Raw genomic sequence first — 18,123 nt, forward strand, 5'->3', positions numbered from 1 at the left:
TCGGTCCTGGCAAGAGTGGACGGCTACCCAACCGTCGCGCGGGCGTAATGCTCGACGCACCGTCCTGAGGGCGTGCGGGACGCGCAGACGGCCTTCCCACCCCGCGTGCGCTGGGTGAGAATCCCGGACATGACCGACTCGACGGACGACCCGACCCCGGAGGCCGACGGCCCCGACGCACCTGACGAGCCCGGGGCACAGGGGCCCGACCGGAACAGGCGGATGGCGCTGGGGGTGGTGCTGGGCCTGTTGCTCGGGGTCGCACTCTCGGTGGTGTTCGAGAGCTGGGCGTACCTCGGCTTCGGCATCGCCCTGGGTGTGGCGTTCGGGGTGACCCCACAGGGGGCGGGGGACGCGAAGGGCGAAACCGAGGAGTAGGGACCGCGAGCCGCACCGCTTGAGGCGCCGTGATCGCTGCGCATCCTGATCAGGATCCTTGCCCGAGGGATCGCCCCGTGGCACCGTCGCGGACATGACTGACGAGCAGAGCCACCCTGCCGACGGCGAGAAGAGCAAGGACGACGAGAAGGCGACGAGGGTCGCGATGGGGGTCTCCCTCGGGCTCGCGTTCGGTGTCGCCCTCTCCCTGATCTTCGACAGCTGGGCGCTGCTCGGCGTCGGCCTCGTGCTGGGGCTCGCCTTCGCCGCGGCCCCCTGGAGCGGTAGCTGGAGCGGAAAGAAGTAGCCCTGCTTCTAGTTGACTGGGCCTCATGACGACCCGGCTCCTCCTCCTGGCCGACACCCACCTGCCCAAGCGCGCCCGCGACCTGCCCGCGCAGGTGTGGGCGGCCGTCAACGAGGCCGACGTGGTGCTGCACGCGGGCGACTGGGTCGACGTATCCCTCCTCGACGAGCTCGAGGCGCGCTCGCGCCGGCTGGTCGGCTGCTACGGCAACAACGACCACGGCGTGCTGCGCGAGCGGCTGCCGGAGGTGGCGCGGGTCGAGCTGGACGGCGTCCGGCTCGGGGTGGTCCACGAGACCGGGCAGGCGAAGGGGCGCGAGGAGCGGTGCGCCGCGGCGTACGACGACCTGGACGTGCTGGTCTTCGGCCACAGCCACATCCCCTGGGACACCACCGCCGCGACCGGGCTGCGGCTGCTCAACCCGGGCTCGCCGACCGACCGGCGACGTCAGCCGTTCTGCACCTACATGACCGCGGTCGCCGAGGCCGGCGAGCTGCGCGACGTGGCGCTGCACAGGCTTCCCCCGCGCCACCACGATCCCTCATAGTCGGGACATGAAGGTCCTGGTGCTGGGAGGGACGAGGTTCGTCGGGCGCGCCCTCGTCGAGGAGGCGGTGCGTCGCGGCGACGAGGTGACCGTGGTCAACCGCGGGAGCGCCGGCCCGCCCGACGGGGTGCGGGCACTGCGAGCCGACCGGCGGGTCCCCGGCTCGCTCGCCGCCGCCCTCGACGAGGCCACCGGCGACGGGTGGGACGCCGTCCTCGACACCTGGTCGGCGGAGCCCACGGCGGTCCGCGACGCCGTCCGCCTGCTGCGCGACCGGGTCGGCCACTACGGCTACGTCTCCAGCCGCTCGGTCTACCGCTGGCCGCTGCCGGTCGGTCTCGACGAGGCCGCGCCGGTGGTCGACGGCGACCCTGCCGGCACCGACCAGGCCGACTACGCCGCCGCCAAGCGCGGCGGCGAGCTCGCGGTGCTGGAGGGCTTCGACGACCGCTCCCTGCTGGCCCGCGCCGGCCTCATCCTCGGGCCCCACGAGGACGTCGGCCGGCTGCCGTGGTGGCTCGACCGGATCGCCCGCGGCGGCCGGGTGCCCGCGCCCGGCCCGGCCGAGCGGCCCCTGCAGTACGTCGACGCGCGCGACCTCGCCCGGTGGATGCTCGACGCCGCCGAGCGCGGGGTGACGGGCGCGTTCAACACGGTGAGCCGGCCCGGTCACGCCACCATGGGCAGCCTGCTCGAGGCGTGCCGCGCGGCCATCAGCGCCGACCGGCCGGAGCGCGCCGCGGGCGAGCTGGTGTGGCTCTCCCCCGAGGCGGTCGCGGCGGCGGGGGCGACCGGGTGGAACGACCTGCCGATCTGGGTGCCGCCCACCGGGGAGCTGGCGGGGCTGCACGACGGCGACGTCTCCGCGGCGTACGCCGCCGGGCTCACGTGCCGCCCGGTCGAGGAGACCGTCGCCGACACCTGGCTCTGGCTGCGCACCCTGGGCGGGCTGCCGACGCGCACCGACCGGTCGCCGCTGGGGCTCAGCCCCGAGGTGGAGGCGGCGCTGGTCGCGGCGGCAGGCGGCTCCTGAGCCGAGGAGCCTCCGGACTCAGCCGGCGCGGTGGGTAGGGCTCCCGCACCACGCGGTGAGCGCGTCGCGCAGCGCCGGGAGCGCGGTGGCGTCGGGCTCGCCGGTGGGCACGGCGGCGACGACGACGCCGTCCGGGCGGAGCAGCAACGCGTCGGCCGGCGGCCGGTCGACCCGGATCCCGACCACCCGCGCCCGGCCCGCCCATCCGGCCGCGGCCGCGCGCAGGGCGGGCCGGTCGGCCAGGTCCAGCAGCACGGGGCCGGCGGCGAGCAGGCCGCGGGTGCGCTCGTCGTCCTGCGGCAGGCCGAGCAGCCGGTCGGTGAGGAAGTCGCCGACGAGCGGACGGTCGGGCGCGGCGGGGACGCCGACGTCGGTGCCGGCCATCAGGGCGCCGAGGCGCAGCAGCGGCTGCTCGTCGCAGGCGAGCTCGGCGACCAGCGACCGCAGCGCGTCGCCGTCCGGGCCGTGGATCCGCCGCAGCGCGACCTGGGCGCGGGTGTGCAGCAGGGTCCGCTCCGCGGCGGCGCGCCGCTCCTCGGTGTAGGTGTCGAGCAGCCCGGCCGGCGCCCACCCCTGGAGGTCCGCAACGAGCTTCCAGGCGAGGTTGGCCGCGTCGAGCATCCCGGCGTTGACCGCCACCCCGCCCGCGGGGAAGAGGTGGGCGGCGTCGCCGGCGACCAGCACCCGGCCGGCGCGATAGCGGTCGGCCTGCCGCGCGGAGTAGCCGAAGCGGGTCATCCGCAGCGGCTCACCCAGTGGCAGGTCGACGCCCGTCACCCGCCGGATGCTGGCGGCCAGCTCGTCGACGCTCATCGGCGTCGCGTCGTCGTACCGGGTCTCCTCCACCTCCGCGGTGTAGACCCCGAGCGTGTCGCCGACCGCGTAGCAGGCGAAGACGCCGCGCTCGGTCGCGGTGTAGCCGAAGGGAAGCGTGCCGACGCCCTCGACCTCGACCGCCCCGTCGTCCCGGGCCCGCACCCCGGCCGGGAGGGTGGTGGAGGCGAGCCGCTCCACCTCGGGGAGGGTGTCGCCGGCGAAGTGGATGCCGGCGAGCTCGCGGACGCGGCTGCGGCCGCCGTCGCAGCCGACGACGTACCGGGCACGGACCCGCGCGGGCCCGGCGGGGCCGCGCACCTCGACGGTGACGGCGTCGGCCTCCTGGCTCAGCCCGACCACCTCGTGGCCGCGCCTCAGCTCGGCGTCGCGCCTGCCCGCGCGCTCGGCGAGCGCCGCCTCGAGCTGCGGCTGCGGCAGCACCAGGGCGCGCATCGGTGACGCGGTCAGCCGGGTGAAGTCCAGGTGCAGGCCCCCGAACGGGAAGCGCGGCGCCGGCTCGGGGGCGGGGCTCAGGGCTTGGAGCGGCTCGAGCTCGCCGCGGTGGTGGAGCAGCTGGATCACCTGCCCGGCCAGCCCCCCGGCCCGGGCCACCTGGGAGGGCTCGGCGCGGCGCTCCAGCAGCAGCGTCCGGACGCCGGCGCTGGCCAGCTCGCCGGCCAGCATCAGGCCGGTCGGACCGGCCCCCACTACGACGACGTCCACGTCGTCCACGTTGCTCCCGACCATCGTCGTCCCCTTCTGGATGGGAGCCCCGGACGGCTCCGAGCGCCGAGTGTGAGGGGTCACCGGGGCCTTGCCGCAAGCCCCCGGTGCGCGTATACCTTGAAGAGGGAGAGGTCGACCGCGGCGTGTGAGGTGTGGCGCGCTCGGGTAGGGAGTGCCCGATGGCTACTCCTGAACCTGACGGCTGCGTCCGCGTCCGCGGCGCCCGTGAGCACAACCTCCGCGACGTCGACGTCGACCTGCCCCGCGACGCGATCGTCGCCTTCACCGGCGTCTCTGGGTCCGGCAAGTCGTCGCTGGCCTTCGGCACCTTGTACGCCGAGGCGCAGCGCCGCTACTTCGAGTCGGTCGCTCCCTATGCCCGGCGCCTGCTCCAGCAGGTCGGCGTCCCGCACGTGGAGGAGATCACCGGGCTGCCCCCGGCGGTGGCCCTCCAGCAGCGCCGCGGCGCGGCCAGCTCGCGCTCCACGGTCGGCACCATCACCACGCTCTCGAACCTGCTGCGCATCCTCTACTCCCGCGCCGGCTGCTACCCCGAGGGTGCTGAGCACCTGGCCGCCGAGGCGTTCTCCCCCAACACCGCGGCGGGTGCCTGCCCGACCTGCCACGGCCTCGGGGTGGTGCACGACGTCGCCGAGGAGCTGCTGGTCCCGGACCCCTCGCTGAGCATCCGCGAGGGCGCGATTGCCGCGTGGCCGGGCGCCTGGCAGGCGCACAACCTGCGGCGGATCGTGAAGAACCTCGGCATCGACATCGACCGCCCCTGGCGCGATTTGAACCGGCGTGACCAGGAGTGGCTGCTCTTCACCGACGAGCAGCCACGGGTGCTGATCCGCCCGCAGGACAAGGACGGCGGCGGGGGCCGCGACTACATGGGCACCTTCCGCAGCGCCCGGCGGCACGTGCGCCAGGTGCTGACCGGATCGGGCAGCGAGAAGATGCGCGCCGACATGCAGCGGTTCGTGCGCAGCACGCCGTGCCACGACTGCTTCGGCAGCGGGATCCGGCCCGACGCCCTGCGGGTGATGTTTGCCGGCATGTCGATCGCGGAGGCCAACGCGCTGCCGCTGACCGAGCTGGTGGAGCGGCTGCGGCCGGCCGCCGCGGGCCACGAGGACGACGCCGCCACCCGGCTGGGCGGCGACCTGGTCGCCCGGATCGAGGTGCTGCTCGGGCTGGGGCTGGGCTACCTGGCGCTGGGGCGCAGCTCGACCACGCTGTCGCCGGGTGAGGGGCAGCGGCTGCGGATCGCCACCCAGCTGCGCTCGGGGCTCTTCGGGGTCGTCTACGTGCTCGACGAGCCGTCGGCGGGGCTGCACCCGGCCGACGCCGAACCGCTGCTCGCGCTGCTCGACGACCTCAAGGCCGCGGGCAACACGCTGTTCGTGGTGGAGCACGACATGGACGTCGTACGCCGTGCCGACTGGGTTGTCGACATCGGCCCGGGTGCCGGGGAGAAGGGCGGTCAGGTGCTCTACTCCGGTCCGGTCGCCGGGCTGGAGGCGGTGGCCGAGTCGGCCACCTCGGAGTACCTCTTCGGGCGGGCGCCTCGGCTCGCGCGGGAGCCTCGCGAGCCGTCGGGGTGGCTGCACCTGGTCGGGGTCTCCCGGCACAACCTGCGCGACGTCTCCCTGGACCTGCCGCTGGGCGCGATGACCGCCGTCACCGGGGTGTCGGGCTCGGGCAAGTCGACACTCGCCGTGCAGGTGCTCGGCGAGGTCGTACGCCGTCACCTGGGGCTGGCTCCGCTCTCGGTCTCGTCTGGAGAGGACGACGAGGAGGAGGTCTTCACCGGGGAGGTCGACGTGCGCGAGGCCCGCGGGGTCGACGCCTTCGACCGGCTGGTGGTGGTGGACCAGAAGCCGATCGGCCGGACGCCGCGGTCCAACCTGGCGACGTACACCGGGCTCTTCGACGCGGTGCGCAAGGTCTTCGCGGCGACGCCGCTGGCGAAGGAGCGCGGGTACGGCGCCGGCCGGTTCTCCTTCAACGTCGCTGAGGGGCGGTGCGAGAAGTGCCAGGGCGAGGGGTTCGTCTCTGTCGAGCTGGTCTTCTTGCCCAGCACCTACGCGCCGTGCCCGGAGTGCGGCGGGGCGCGCTACAACCCCGAGACGCTCGAGGTCACCTACCGGGACCGGAGCATCGCCGACGTGCTCGGGATGCCGGTCGACGAGGCTGCTGCCTTCCTCGCCGACGTGCCGGCGGCGGCGCGCGGACTGGCCGCGCTGCAGTCGGTGGGGCTCGGCTACTTGCGGCTCGGGCAGCCGGCGACCGAGCTGAGTGGCGGGGAGGCGCAGCGGATCAAGCTCGCCACCGAGCTGCAGCGGGCCAACCGCGGCCACACCCTCTACCTGCTCGACGAGCCCACGTCAGGCCTGCACCCCTCCGACACCGCGCTGCTGGTGCGGCAGCTGCACCGGCTCGTGGACGCCGGGAACACCGTGGTGCTGGTGGAGCACGACCTGGACACGATCGCGTCCGCGGACTGGGTGGTGGACCTGGGGCCGGGTGGTGGGGACGCCGGTGGGCAGGTGGTGGCGACGGGGACGCCGGCGGAGGTGGCTGCGGCGGGGGCCGGGGTCACGGCGAAGTACCTCGCCTCGCGGTCCGCCGGGTGACGCCGGACGGGTGGCCCCTTCCACCCAGACAGACGCAGATGGGACGCCGACTGGCCATGATCGCGGCCAAGCTCTATCACGTCGTCCTTGCCCGGTCGGCCCTGCCGCTGACTGGGGCAGCGGAGCCTCAGTGCCCGGTCGAACCCCCAAGGCGACTGGGGCTGCAGATGCTGCCAATCATTCGTAACGAACTCGCCTGGCAATCTGAAGAGCGCAGAGGGCTAGTGGGGTTTCCCGACGACGTCGGTGTACTTGGTGCTGCGGCTGGCGAACGCCTCCCGGGTTCCCTCCAGGACGTCAATTGTCGATTGTCCGATCTGCAATTCGGCTAGGGACCCAGAACGATAACTGAACTGCCCATCGAAGCTGGCGACGACAATCTGGTCCGCATCACCGACGACAGCAAAGTTTGGATTGTGGGTGACTGCGATTATCTGTCGGCGTCGAACCGCCTCTTGAAGCGCCGGAACAAGGACGTTGCGGACGGTTTGATTGTCCAAGTTCTCTTCCGGCTGGTCGAGCAGGAGAGGGCGCTCTGACTTGTCCACGAGCAGGTAGAACAGTAGGAGAACCAGCCCGCGTTGCCCAGGTGAGAGTTCGGACAACTCGGCCCCGTCCGCGCGGATAATGTATTGACTCTGGAGCCATTCCAGCCCGTAGATGGCAGTCAACAACTCCGCGGGCGCGTGGCCGCTTCGCATAATGACATCTAGGGAGCGAGAGGCACCGTCGAGCCGCCCCCCGTCTCGACCTAGTCGGTCGACTAGCCCGTCCAACGCCTTCAGGACCTTGTCAGCGTCGTCGAGGTCGACGTCTCCCAGGAGCGTGGCATCGCGGTCGGGCGCTGTCATGTCGGGGAATTGGCCGAGTCTCTGGCGATTGACCATGTCCGCCCAGCGATTCGCGAAGTCGCGTACGCGGAACTCGACGTCGAACGCCAAGCGCGCATCCATCGCTAGTTTGTTGGACTCTACGAACTGCGTAGCGGGTTGGTACGCGGCACGTTGAAGTTCCTTAATCGACGACAGTGCTGCGTGAACCTCGTTGAAGGCCGCTCGCAACGCCGTTGTGGCCGACTCAATCGCGTCAGGGATGCTTGCGAGTTCGGACTCTAGCGCTGCAACGCCACGGACGCTTTCCGGTTCTCCGGGCTCACCTAGCAGGCCTTCCTGCTGTGCACGAAGGTCAGACTGCTGAATCAGTAGCGCTTGCGCCTCGTCGTTCAACGATTGCAGTGCGGCTTGTTTCTCGGACACAACTCTCGTGACGACTGCAAGTTGGTCCTCTAGCCCTCCGGACTGCGCCTGTGCCCCTTGTAGAGCGGTCATCTCTTCCGATCGGGCAGTGATCCAGGACGTGATAGCTGAGTCCTCGAAGCCGATTTCGAGCAGAGTGTCCACCGCGACACCGATCCGCGTCCCAACGTCAACGGCGATGGAACGCGCTGTGTCGATGGCTCCTTGCAGACGCTTGTGGAGATCGCCAACCTCCTCGACACTGGTCGAGATGGCCTCGCGGCGAAGGCGTAAGTCCTCGACAGCATCGAGGAGTTTCTGTTGCTCCTCCCGCACAGAGCGAAGCTCCGCCGCTTGCACTTGCTGCTCGACCGACCCACTAGACTCAATTTCAAGCGACACCGCTTCAAGAGACGCGGACACCTCCGTCAACCGCGCGTCTAGGGCCGCCCTCCGCGTCGATAGGTCCAGCAGTTCGAGTTCCACTCGTCGGTGTTGCAGCGTGGACAAAGCTTCGGCGCTTGTGGCGATCTCGGCGCGCGATTCTTTGAGCGTCGCCTGGTGCGCGACACCCTGCGCATGAAGTAGTTGATTCAGGCTTGTTGCTGACCCGCGGTCCGCGTCATCAATGTGGCGGAAAACGACCCGCTCAATTTCCCTCTCGAAGTCTTGCTTCGTCGCGCTGTTCGGGTCCGCGGAGCACACCTTCTCGATCAAAGACTGCGGCAGATAGTCGACGCGGATGGCTGATGCGGGATCGAAGCCATCGTTAAGGCGGGCAGTCGACGTCGACCCGTCAGCCCACTTCACCTCGGCGCGATAGGCGCTCGCGACCCCGCGTTGAGCTCTGAAGCGCTTAGCGTTTAGGAAGGAGAAATCGTCGTGACGGTCGCTGTTCGCCGCTAATGCAATGCTGTCAAGTAGTGCGGACTTGCCCTGTCCCTTGTTTCCGATGACTACGATGAAGCCCGGGTTCAGCGGGATATGAGAATGAAACAGCGGATCGGCGATCTCACCGTCCACTGGGGCGATACAGACATTGGTAATCGAGGATCGGGGCGCGTGCGCTACTCGGGTCAGCACGTCGGGACGTTCCGCCGTGCTGACGCGATGATCGTATTCCTGAAGGGCTTGGCGAAGTCCCTTGAAGGTTGGGTCTGCGTTGATCCAGGTGAAGCAGTACCCGAGTCGCGTGTGCGAATCCGAGTTGGCCCAGGTGTGGGCATCGCTGCAGTCGAGAAGATGGTGTCGAACCTGGGCGCTCCGTAAGGAGGCAAGCGACTTATCGAACGCCTCTCGCGTCTTCGCGGCGGTGAATACGGCGTGCACGCTGTTCACGAAGGTCTTCTTGTGCGCGATCGATCCAGCGTTCCACTTGATGGTGTCCCACTCGACCTTACCGAGGGCGAGGATGACGTGTTGGCGTAAGTAGGAGTTGTCGGCAATGCCCTTTCGGAGGGCTTCGAAACTTACGTTGAGATTGTTGAAGCCGATTTCCAGTTCGGACTTGTGAGCGAACTCGCCTCGTTTCTCGGGCGGAGTGGACTCGATGATCTTCTTACCGAGACGTGCCATAGATGCGCGCGTGGGCACCTCTGTCCAATCAACGGGCTCTAAGCTCGGGGTCAACTGGTACCGACCGCGCAGAAGTGCAGAAAGTTGCTGCATTAGATCATCCACGGGCTCCGCGGGATCGAGGATCAGGTGGAGATTGAGGCGCTTGAGACTGCTCTCACTCCCACTGAAAGTGTCGCAACGAACTTCGATGACCGGGAACACCTCATCGATATTGGCTAGCCGTCCCGACTCCTTGGCTTGTCGAACCTTCGTGTAGCCGTCTAGAAACCAGTAGTCGTTGATGCCCAAGACCCGTACGTCACTGGGCAGTCCTTCCAGTTCGTCCAGGAATCGGGGCCATCGTTCGGCCTCCGCGCCCTTGTAATCCTGGATGATGGAGTCGGGCGTGTGCACATGCAGGTCCCACATCCGCCATTCGGAGCCTCGTTCATACGCGGTCATTCTTGGCATCCCTTCCCCGATGTGACGGCCGCTCCGAAGACTAGAGGTAGACGCCCTCCTTCGCAGAGTGAATCGAACACGGGAGGCGCGGTGGCAAGCCACGAGCGGTGGGGCTAAACACTTCACACTCGGTTCAGGCCAACATCCCTCCAATCATTCGCGCCCACCTCCCTAGCGAGAACGCTCGTTGGGGAGGGCCGATGCCCACGTTTGAGCAACCGCCGTCCGACACCGAGGAAGCACGGCGCGCTCTGCGCGGCCCAGCGCACGCGTCGCTAACGAATCTGGACCCGGCCCAGATCTATCCGATACTCGGTGCGCTTTCGGCAGCCGCGGACTCAAGGAGCCAGTCGCTGCGTCAGCTCGCGGCCTTGGGTCTGCTGCACGGACAGTTGACATTGCGGTGCGTCCCTTCGCCGCCTGCCGGCATCGCGACCTGCGGGACGCGTTGCTCGACGCGAACGGAGCAAAACGGGGATCAGGTTATGCAGGCTGCCAGCGGTCGAAACAGCGGCGGGTCTCTGTGTGCCAAGGGGTCTTGCCGGCGCGAAACCCGGGTCCGGGCTCACCGGACTTCTCGTTGACGACCAAGACTGCAAGAGAAGGTTCCTTGCGATCCATGCAGTCCTGGCTGAGCCGATCCAGCACTCGACGAATGTGGTGGGAGAGCGGGACGTTGGGGTCGAGGTCGATGGCGCGGGCGAGCTCGCCGTACGTCATCGTGGAGCGGCGCATCGAAGCGGTGATGAGCGCGGGCCTGGCCTTAGCCGCCAAGTGGTCGTAATCCATGCCGGGCAGCCTGCCAGACGCAGCGTCAGCCCGGATCCGCTACGGCGGGCGCCAGAGTGGCCCATACCGCCGCGAATGTGACACAGAGTTTCCATCGCTCGCTGGAGTTCATCCGTGCCTCTGACAAGCGAGTCAATGCATCAACGACAGGACGACGATCTCTGGCCGTCCCGCACGGCGCGGTCGCACGCATCCACCGCTTCGCTTCTCCACTGCGCACGTATGTCTAGTTGTCGCACCTTCCTCCGTTCTCGGATCGCTGACAGTGACAAGACTCCGCGGGAGCGTGAAGCGACCGACAAGCAATGCACAGCGCTCGGTTTGGTTCACGCGCCGGCGTCGGCACGGACATGGGCTCGGGAGCTCGGATACTCGTCCGATCTCGCTCTTCGAGCTTGGCCTCCCGTAAGAGGCGGATAGCATCCTTCTGGATTCTCTTTAGTTGTTGAGGACCGGCGTATGTAGCGGATGCGGGCGCACTCTCCCCCTCCTGCCTCGCCACTCGAAGCCACAACTGGGGATCCAGGAATCCTCGAGCGCTGATCACTCGCCTAGCCGTCGTGCGCCAACACCCTTCAGGAAGCTGGGACAGGCGCCGCAGAGCCTGCAGGTCTGCTGGTCGGTCAGATTCAGGCATCGGATGACCAAGGGCCTGCTCCGCCACCCGTAGGAGTCTGGCGAGTAACTCGTAATTCCCCGCGGGGTCCCACATTGCCATCCAACGATGATCGTCGGAAGCGGGGTCACCCGCGCAGCATATTCAGAAGGCGCGGCCTCTTAGTGTGGCTCCGCGGAACTCATCGGACGTCGATGTGTGACCGGACCGAGCTGTCTCCGCTGACACTTGCGGCGGGTTCAGGGACGTATCCTTCCCTAGGTTCTCTGGCCCGGGGATGGGTGTAGATATCCCGCAACTAGGGGGCAGTCGGAGCCCAGATACTGCAGTACCTCAGCCAAGCCCTCGGCTGCTTGCGTGGCTGGAGCGTGGACCTTGAGCATCTTCTCCAGAGCCAGCAATGTGGGAAAGAGGCTGTTGGCCGACCACCTCGGTAGGCGCTTGCGATCCGTGTTCTTGCCGGTGAACGGGCAAGGGAGCTTGTTGTAGCGATGCCAGAGCTGAGCGTGGTGAGCGCAACTGTTGCGAAGGTAGCGCAAGGAGTTGATGACGCTCGGGAATTCCTTGCGCTTGAATCCGAGGGTCTCCGCGACTGAGTGGGCCGCGGTTTCATCGACGAGACACTCAATCAGCTGGGCTACGGTTCCGAACGAGGCATCTTCGATCGCGACCCAGATCGGGACAGCAGAGCAGTCCCCGTCCTGGATGTAGTGCCGCACCGCCGGATGCTTCGATGCCAACAGAGACTGTGTCCAGTCATCCGGAATACGTTGTGCACGTGCAAGATTGGCTTTGTAGGCCTGCTTCTGGAGGTAGAAGGCTCCGCTGCCGTGCGTCTGGGAGAGGTTATGAGCCAGTGGGCCGCGGATCAACCGCTCGGCCGCGAGTAGGGCCGGAAGCGTCTTGGCGCGAACCCAGTCGTCGCGCTCCATCGCGCCAGTGACATCCTCGAAAGTCACGCCATTTTGGAAGTCGTTCATGCCCGAGGTGGGGCGGATCTGAAACTCTCGCGCGTATCCGGACAGGCGGTAGTAGTTGTCGCGCCGGAGGTACGCCTCGGCTGCGGCCTTGTCAGAAACCTTCAGCTTGCGCTGCACCAGCAGCTGCACCTGTTGGGCGACGCTCAGGTGCGGCTTCGACGTGGAGAAAGCTGCGGGGGGTTTAAAAGACATTGGCCCTGCCGATTTGAGGGTTTCCGCTAACGCTGTGCGCCATCTAAGCGCGGAGGTGCGAACGGAACTTTAACCTTGGCAGGGCACTGATGGACGTAAGTTAGCACGAAGGGCCCGTCGTAGGGAAAGCCTTGACAGGATCCCGCGGCCACCCGCGTGGACACCTGGCTGTGTCCAGCTGGATCGGGACTGCCGTGACGGCTTCGGTCACGGCGAGGTTGAGGTAGGTGGCCCTTCCAGGGCACGCAGGATCGAACAGTGAGGCCACGACAGCCCGCAACTGGGCTGGCGGCGCCCATCATCAACGCCTTGTTGTCCGCTGACGCCGATGCGGTGGTCGGCGCCGAGTACGGCCGCCCGGATCCTGCGCGGACCGCGCAACGCAACGGCTATCGTCACCGTCCGCTGGACACCCGCGTGGGCACGATCGACGTGGCGATCCCAAAGCTGCGCAAGGGCACCTACTTCCCCGAGTGGCTCCTCGAGCGCCAAGCGCTCGAAGGCCGCGCTGATCACGGTGGTGGCTGATTGCAGATCGGACGAGTAGGGCTGCATCCGTGGCCGGAGTGGGACGAGCTCGAGCTCGGCTGGGTCCTGGCCCGGCGGAGCCAAGGTCGTGGACTGGCCCAGGAGGCTGCCCAGGCCTGGCTCACGTGGGCATCGGTCGCGCGCCCGGCGCCGTACCTCACGGCCGTCATCCACCCGGACAACCACGCGAGCATCCGGCTGGCCGAGCGGCTCTCCTTCACCTTCTTGCGGCCCGACGTGACGCCGTGGAGCGACGCCGTGATCTATCGCCATGACTTCTCCGCGAGGCCGGGCGCCACCTGATCAGCGGCGGCTACGCCGTCGGATCGATGCAGGCCTCCTCAGCGTCCCGGCCGCGTCAAGCCTTCCTCCTCGTCAGGCTCCGCCGAGCCGAACGCGTCCGCCGTGATGACGGCGATCATCACGATCCCGGCGACCACAGCCGCGGCCGACGCCGCGGCATCGGCGTACACCCAGCCGGCACCCAGGCCGATCGCACCGATCCCCGCCATGACCGCCCCCAGCCTGGTGAACATGGGCGTGGCGAAGGCCGCGGCGAAGGGCAGGAAATGCAGGCCCACGGCCACGACGATGAGGGCGGGGCGCAGCTCGTCGCGACCCGCCTCGTCCAGGAGCGCACTGCCGAGGCCGATCAGGAGCAGCATCCCGACGACGCTGCCCACGTAGACCAGGCCGGCGTACCTGCCGATTGGAGCAGGCGCCTCGAACCACCGGGGGGCGACGAGCACGAACCACAGGTAGGCGGCGAAGGCCACCAGCCAGACCAGGGCCGCGACGGTCGTCCACGGGTCGCCGAGCTCGCCGCGGTTGACCATCACGAAGACGGTGCCGCCGGCAGCTCCGATGGTCGTGCCCCACACCCGCGGGTCCCACAGCCGCTGCGCTCCGCGTTGCCGCGTGGGACGAGAGGTCTCCTGCGGGGTGGCTCTGCGCATCCGCAGACACTGGCACGTCGACTCCGAAGCCGCCAGCCTGAACGATGTCAGAGCGAGGTTGCCAGCCACGTCGCGGCTGCGGCGAGGACGATCAGTGCCACGTTCATCCCCGACTCCCGCTGCTCCCCGCGGCGCAGGTGCACGCCCATCGCCATCACCTGGAGGACGGTCAACCCGAGAGCGGCCGCCATGGCAAGCTCCACCGCCACGCCAGTCAGTGGAGGCAACACGAGACCGAGGGCGCCGAGCACCTCGACGGTGCCGATGAACCTCACCACCGGCATCGGCACGTCGGTCCCGGCCCAGGCCATCATGGGCTGCAGCTGCTCCTGACTACGAAGGATCTTCAGTGCCCCGGCGTAGGCATAGAACGCAGCGAGCAAGGCGGCGATGATCCAGTAGGCGATCTGCATGATGGGCTCCTTGGTTATCGTTAGTAACGGACCCCATCATGGGTAACCTGATCGAGGCCTACAAAAGGCACATCGGTGTCAGTGACGAACAGGGAAGTCCGTGTCGAAGTACGAGAAGTCATGCCTGATCCGCGGCGACGGTGGTCGCGCGATCCGCGGGATCCTCGACCGGATCGGCGACAAGTGGACCCTGCTGGTCGTAGCGACCTTGGACGGACCGCCGCTGCGGTTCTCCGAGCTGCAGACTCGGATCCCCGGCATCTCGCAACGGATGCTGACCCGGACGGTGCGCAACCTGGAGCGCGACGGCCTGGTGTCCCGGACGGTCTACGCCGAGGTCCCGCCGCGCGTCGAGTACGAGCTGACCGCGACCGGGCGGACCCTGATCGAGCCCGCAGTGGCGCTCGCCGAATGGGCCGTCGACCACAACCCGGAGATCGAGCAGAACCAATCTGCCTACGATGCGCGCAGCGAATAGGTCGCCGGCCCACGCAACCTGCGGTCAGGCCAGAAGGACGGCGTCAGTTCTCGGCGAAGTACCGCCGCAACCGGCGCTGGCGGTGCCGGAAGAACGCGTCGACCACCCACGCGAGCAGAGCGGCGAGACCCGGGACCGGCAGTCGCGGCTGCAGGGTCACCCGGTCGTGCACCCGCGTCCCGCCTGCGACGGGGGTCAAGGTGCGCTCGTGCTCCCAGCGCCGCATGCTCACCATGGTGGAGCTCTCCCGGAACCGCACGCCGGGCTCGACCTCGACCAGGGTGAGGTGGTCGAAGTCGAACGGGACGAGGCCGAAGAGCCGCAGCCAGGCCCGGCCGACCGGTCGTCCCAGCGGGATCGTCTCGATGGTCAGCCCCGACGCCTGGCGCGGCATGGTCATCGTCATCCAGGGGCGCATCTCGTGGTTGATGCCGTCGGGGTGGACGACTCGTTCCCACACCCGTGCGGGCTCAGCCGGCACGTCGACCTGCTGCTCGATGACTCTGTGCTGCACGCCGCCCCCTTGGCTCATGAAGTGATCGCGCAGTTTCGTCCAGACCTGTGCAGCCCGACCGGAGCTCGGGCCAAGACGGTGCGTCCGCTCACGTAGCCCGAGGACGAGCCCCCAGCACGTGAAGCACGGACCGAAGTGTGCCCTAGCTGTCGGTCCAGACCCGCGGCTCTCCCGGTGTGACGCTCATGTCCCTGAAGGTCGGGACCCTCTTCCGCGTTGCGGGCTTGTAGGGCACCCACACGACGATTGCGATGCCGTCACGATGCTCGAGCTCGACCTGGACTGCGTCGGACCCGTCGATGAGGACGTCGGAGACGAAGGCAACTGCGCGGTTCTCACGCGCGGTCGCACGTGCTCCGTCGTACACGCTGGCCAGGACCTGGTCCGGCTGCGGGTGTTCTCCCAACCTCTCGGCGGACGCGGTGAGCGACGCCTCCCCGTCAGTCGACACCGTGGCGCCGAAGGGGTAGAACTGCCCGTTCTTGCCGAGGAGCTCCTGGGCCAGCGGCAGCACGAGGTTGAGGAGACCGTCGAGGTCTTCCTGAGCCGCAGCGGATGCTGTGTCGCGCCAAGAGGTCATGATGAAACTCTGGCACACCGCCCGCCGCACCGACCCCGCCGGCATGGGCCTCGGTGGTGACGCCGGCCTAGTTCTGCGCCAGGACCAGGTCCAGCATGTGCGGCACGATGCCGTAGGTGGGCGTCCGAGGAGGACGCGTGGAGCCTGCACCCACGAGTCCGGGGACGCGCTCCACGCGCGCGGGATCGGCGACGAGCGGTCCTGATCAGGACCGCTGGTTGAGGAACCAGCGGTGGCCGAAGGGATCGCGGAAGACGGCCACGCGGCCGGCCGGCGGACTGTCCTCGGGTCCGCGGTCGAGGGTCACACCCGAGCCCGTCACCCGCTGGCACAGCGCGTCGACGTCGTTCACCTCGAGGTGCAGCGAGACGGCAGCGCCGCGGGACGTGTCGGGCGCCGCGACGCCGGCCGAGTCGAACTCGTCCGACATCATCCAGCGACCGTCATCGACGGCGAGCTCGACGTGGCCGACCCGCCCGTCCTCCATGAGGATCGGCTCGAAGACAACCTGAGCACCCAGCACGTCGACGTACCACTGGATGGCGCGGCCTGCGTCGGCGACGCAGATGTACGGCGTCAACTCACCCATGCCTCACTGCACCATGCGGGCGGACGCCTGTCCACCCATGGCGCGCCCGCAGACGAGGCTCGACCTGATCCAGGGCTGCCGCCCCCGGCGTCACGCCTCGGCCGTCGACGTCTCCTGCTCGATCTCCTCGTACCGCTGGCGCAGCCGGTCGCGGACCTGCTCGGGCGTGTACGACTGCCGCTTCCGCTCTCCGCGGGTGACCACGACACCGGTCGCCACCACCCCGGCCATGCCGGCCAGCCCGAGAACCTTCCACCACGTCGCCGCGCGCATACGGGCGACCCTAGCCGCCATGCGGCACGATGCCTCGCGTGAGTGACACACGCGCCGAGGGCATCTCCGTCGAGGAGGCCGCCGGCCTGACCCGCACCGGCGACCTCTGGCTGTTCCGGGGCCGCACCACCGCCGACCGCGCCATCCGCACCCTCACCAACGCCCCCGTCAACCACGTCGGCATGGCCGTGGTCCTCGACGACCTGCCGCCGCTGCTGTGGCACGCCGAGATGGGCAAGGCGCTCGTCGACCACTGGTCCGGCGACTTCCACCGGGGCGTGCAGCTACACGACCTCGGCGACGCGGTGACCCGGTGGCGCGAGACCTACGGCCAAGCGGCGTGGATGCGCCAGCTCACCCCGGAGGCGGGTCGGGAGCAGGAGGACGGCGCCCTGCGCGCGGTCGCCCGCCTCGACGGGGTCTCGTTCCCCAGCACCGCCCGCCTCGCCGCCCGATGGCTGCGCGGGCGCGACGCCCACCAGCCGCGCCGCAAGCGCGGGCAGCGGGCTCGTCCCGAGGCGGCGTTCTGCGCGGAGGCCGTGGCGCTGACCCTCCAGGAGATGGGGATCGTCGAGGACGGCTGGAAGCCGACGTGGTTCGACCCCGGCACCTTCTGGAGCGGTGAGTTCCTGCCGTTGCTCCCCGGGTGGTCCTACGGCGAGGAGATCCAGGTCGGCCCGCTCCCGCCCAGGACCGCGAAGGTCCCGAGCGGCCGGCGGCGCTGGCGCTCGTGACATGGCCCGAGGGAACGTGGTGCAATCGGCCATGTCCGACTTGATGGCACTTCCCCCCGGCCTCTACCGCGGAACGGTGAGCGGCCAGGAGAGCGGTGACTGCCAGTGCCGGATCGAAGTCCGCCGCTTGACCGAGCACGCACTGAGCCTCGACTACGAGGCCGTCGGCCTGGACGGTCTCCAGCACGTCGAGCACACCATCGTGACCCCCACGGCTCTGCACGTGGCCACAAGCGAGTTCCCTGACGTCGCCATCCTGCGGGCGACAGCAACCGGACACTACGTCGCTGAGGACGCCTTGTTCCCCATGGAGATCCGTGCGGGGTGGGACGGCAGCACCCTGACCTGGGCGTGGCACTGGGCGCTTCCCGGTGAGACCTTGCGGGAACAGTCCCGCGCGACCGCGCAGCCGGTGCGCTGATCGCCCAACGCCGTGAACTGCCTGCGGATCGGGGGTCGGCGACGTCGGCGACGTCGGCGGCAGAGCTCCTCGTCGCCCCGCACGGCGGGGTCGACAGCCATCCGCAGCAGTCCGTCGGGTCCATCCAGCAGTCCGAGCGCGAGGATCCTCACGCGAGCTCTGGCCAAGGTCATGGCGACTCCGCCATCTTGACACCATGCCGCATCAGCGCAGACGAGACCATCGCCACGTCGTCCCATCCGAGAGCTCGGGCTCGCACACGCGCTGGCGACCTCACGAGGAGCTGCGCTCCATCGCTGGTCCGTGTCTCGTGCTCGGTCTCACGGCCACTGCGATCTTCGGGGGCCTGTGTCTCTACTACCT

At 68.8% G+C, this 18,123-nt stretch carries 19 protein-coding genes and 1 pseudogene; 10 read left to right on the forward strand and 10 right to left on the reverse strand.

What is annotated here, in order from left to right; genetic code table 11:
• The first annotated feature begins 129 nt into the window (after positions 1 to 129).
• The 4 genes from AC4BG9_RS10280 (at position 130) to AC4BG9_RS10295 (ending at position 2,265) form a co-directional block, all read left to right on the forward strand.
• On the forward strand, positions 130 to 378 hold the full coding sequence (locus AC4BG9_RS10280) for a glycine zipper domain-containing protein (protein WP_490571001.1): 249 nt from the start codon (positions 130 to 132) through the stop codon (positions 376 to 378).
• 94 nt (positions 379 to 472) lie between these two features.
• Positions 473 to 685 carry a glycine zipper domain-containing protein gene (locus tag AC4BG9_RS10285; protein ID WP_490571002.1) on the forward strand — a complete coding sequence of 71 codons (213 nt, stop codon included), beginning with the start codon at positions 473 to 475 and terminating at the stop codon, positions 683 to 685.
• A 25-nt stretch (positions 686 to 710) separates the two neighbouring features.
• Positions 711 to 1,232: a metallophosphoesterase family protein gene (locus AC4BG9_RS10290; RefSeq protein ID WP_490571003.1), complete on the forward strand. Its 522-nt coding sequence runs from the start codon at positions 711 to 713 to the stop codon at positions 1,230 to 1,232.
• A gap of 7 nt (positions 1,233 to 1,239) precedes the next feature.
• Positions 1,240 to 2,265: an NAD-dependent epimerase/dehydratase family protein gene (locus AC4BG9_RS10295; RefSeq protein WP_490571004.1), complete on the forward strand. Its 1,026-nt coding sequence runs from the start codon at positions 1,240 to 1,242 to the stop codon at positions 2,263 to 2,265.
• A gap of 18 nt (positions 2,266 to 2,283) precedes the next feature.
• On the opposite strand, the gene AC4BG9_RS10300 is transcribed toward AC4BG9_RS10295, so the two are convergent.
• Positions 2,284 to 3,828, reverse strand: a complete 1,545-nt coding sequence (locus AC4BG9_RS10300; protein WP_490571005.1) for an FAD-dependent monooxygenase — start codon at positions 3,826 to 3,828, stop codon at positions 2,284 to 2,286.
• A gap of 158 nt (positions 3,829 to 3,986) precedes the next feature.
• Between AC4BG9_RS10300 and AC4BG9_RS10305 the strand changes: the two genes are divergently transcribed.
• Positions 3,987 to 6,443 carry an excinuclease ABC subunit UvrA gene (locus AC4BG9_RS10305; protein WP_490571006.1) on the forward strand — a complete coding sequence of 819 codons (2,457 nt, stop codon included), beginning with the start codon at positions 3,987 to 3,989 and terminating at the stop codon, positions 6,441 to 6,443.
• 221 nt (positions 6,444 to 6,664) lie between these two features.
• Here AC4BG9_RS10305 and AC4BG9_RS10310 read toward each other — a convergent pair whose 3' ends face one another.
• The 3 genes from AC4BG9_RS10310 to AC4BG9_RS10320 form a co-directional block, all read right to left on the reverse strand.
• Complete coding sequence (locus AC4BG9_RS10310; protein WP_490571007.1) at positions 6,665 to 9,697, reverse strand: TrlF family AAA-like ATPase; 3,033 nt, start codon at positions 9,695 to 9,697, stop codon at positions 6,665 to 6,667.
• A 483-nt stretch (positions 9,698 to 10,180) separates the two neighbouring features.
• Positions 10,181 to 10,486, reverse strand: coding sequence for a hypothetical protein (locus tag AC4BG9_RS10315; RefSeq protein WP_490571008.1), 306 nt, complete (start codon positions 10,484 to 10,486; stop codon positions 10,181 to 10,183).
• A gap of 873 nt (positions 10,487 to 11,359) precedes the next feature.
• Positions 11,360 to 12,211, reverse strand: coding sequence for an Abi family protein (locus tag AC4BG9_RS10320; protein WP_490571009.1), 852 nt, complete (start codon positions 12,209 to 12,211; stop codon positions 11,360 to 11,362).
• A gap of 363 nt (positions 12,212 to 12,574) precedes the next feature.
• On the opposite strand from AC4BG9_RS10320, the pseudogene AC4BG9_RS10325 reads away from it, so the two are divergent.
• Both AC4BG9_RS10325 and AC4BG9_RS10330 read left to right on the forward strand, forming a co-directional pair.
• Positions 12,575 to 12,806, forward strand: a pseudogene (locus AC4BG9_RS10325) (transposase); the annotation flags it as partial.
• Between the two features lie 2 nt (positions 12,807 to 12,808).
• On the forward strand, positions 12,809 to 13,105 hold the full coding sequence (locus tag AC4BG9_RS10330) for a GNAT family N-acetyltransferase (RefSeq protein WP_490571075.1): 297 nt from the start codon (positions 12,809 to 12,811) through the stop codon (positions 13,103 to 13,105).
• Positions 13,106 to 13,143: 38 nt separating this feature from the next.
• Here AC4BG9_RS10330 and AC4BG9_RS10335 read toward each other — a convergent pair whose 3' ends face one another.
• Both AC4BG9_RS10335 and AC4BG9_RS10340 read right to left on the reverse strand, forming a co-directional pair.
• Positions 13,144 to 13,683: a hypothetical protein gene (locus tag AC4BG9_RS10335; RefSeq protein WP_490571010.1), complete on the reverse strand. Its 540-nt coding sequence runs from the start codon at positions 13,681 to 13,683 to the stop codon at positions 13,144 to 13,146.
• Between the two features lie 122 nt (positions 13,684 to 13,805).
• Positions 13,806 to 14,171, reverse strand: a complete 366-nt coding sequence (locus tag AC4BG9_RS10340) for a DoxX family protein (protein WP_490571011.1) — start codon at positions 14,169 to 14,171, stop codon at positions 13,806 to 13,808.
• A 100-nt stretch (positions 14,172 to 14,271) separates the two neighbouring features.
• On the opposite strand from AC4BG9_RS10340, the gene AC4BG9_RS10345 reads away from it, so the two are divergent.
• On the forward strand, positions 14,272 to 14,649 hold the full coding sequence (locus tag AC4BG9_RS10345) for a winged helix-turn-helix transcriptional regulator (protein ID WP_181309956.1): 378 nt from the start codon (positions 14,272 to 14,274) through the stop codon (positions 14,647 to 14,649).
• Between the two features lie 43 nt (positions 14,650 to 14,692).
• Here the strand turns inward: AC4BG9_RS10345 and AC4BG9_RS10350 are convergent, their stop codons facing one another.
• The 4 genes from AC4BG9_RS10350 to AC4BG9_RS10365 form a co-directional block, all read right to left on the reverse strand.
• Complete coding sequence (locus tag AC4BG9_RS10350) at positions 14,693 to 15,163, reverse strand: hypothetical protein (protein WP_490571012.1); 471 nt, start codon at positions 15,161 to 15,163, stop codon at positions 14,693 to 14,695.
• 142 nt (positions 15,164 to 15,305) lie between these two features.
• Positions 15,306 to 15,743, reverse strand: a complete 438-nt coding sequence (locus tag AC4BG9_RS10355) for a hypothetical protein (RefSeq protein WP_490571013.1) — start codon at positions 15,741 to 15,743, stop codon at positions 15,306 to 15,308.
• Positions 15,744 to 15,948: 205 nt separating this feature from the next.
• Complete coding sequence (locus AC4BG9_RS10360) at positions 15,949 to 16,332, reverse strand: VOC family protein (RefSeq protein WP_490571014.1); 384 nt, start codon at positions 16,330 to 16,332, stop codon at positions 15,949 to 15,951.
• A gap of 90 nt (positions 16,333 to 16,422) precedes the next feature.
• On the reverse strand, positions 16,423 to 16,605 hold the full coding sequence (locus AC4BG9_RS10365) for a hypothetical protein (protein WP_490571015.1): 183 nt from the start codon (positions 16,603 to 16,605) through the stop codon (positions 16,423 to 16,425).
• A 29-nt stretch (positions 16,606 to 16,634) separates the two neighbouring features.
• On the opposite strand from AC4BG9_RS10365, the gene AC4BG9_RS10370 reads away from it, so the two are divergent.
• Positions 16,635 to 17,339, forward strand: a complete 705-nt coding sequence (locus tag AC4BG9_RS10370) for a hypothetical protein (RefSeq protein WP_490571016.1) — start codon at positions 16,635 to 16,637, stop codon at positions 17,337 to 17,339.
• Between the two features lie 76 nt (positions 17,340 to 17,415).
• Positions 17,416 to 17,760 carry a hypothetical protein gene (locus AC4BG9_RS10375; RefSeq protein ID WP_490571017.1) on the forward strand — a complete coding sequence of 115 codons (345 nt, stop codon included), beginning with the start codon at positions 17,416 to 17,418 and terminating at the stop codon, positions 17,758 to 17,760.
• The last annotated feature ends 363 nt before the right edge of the window (positions 17,761 to 18,123 follow it).

The sequence above is a fragment of the Nocardioides sp. Z40_12 genome (assembly GCF_058215795.1).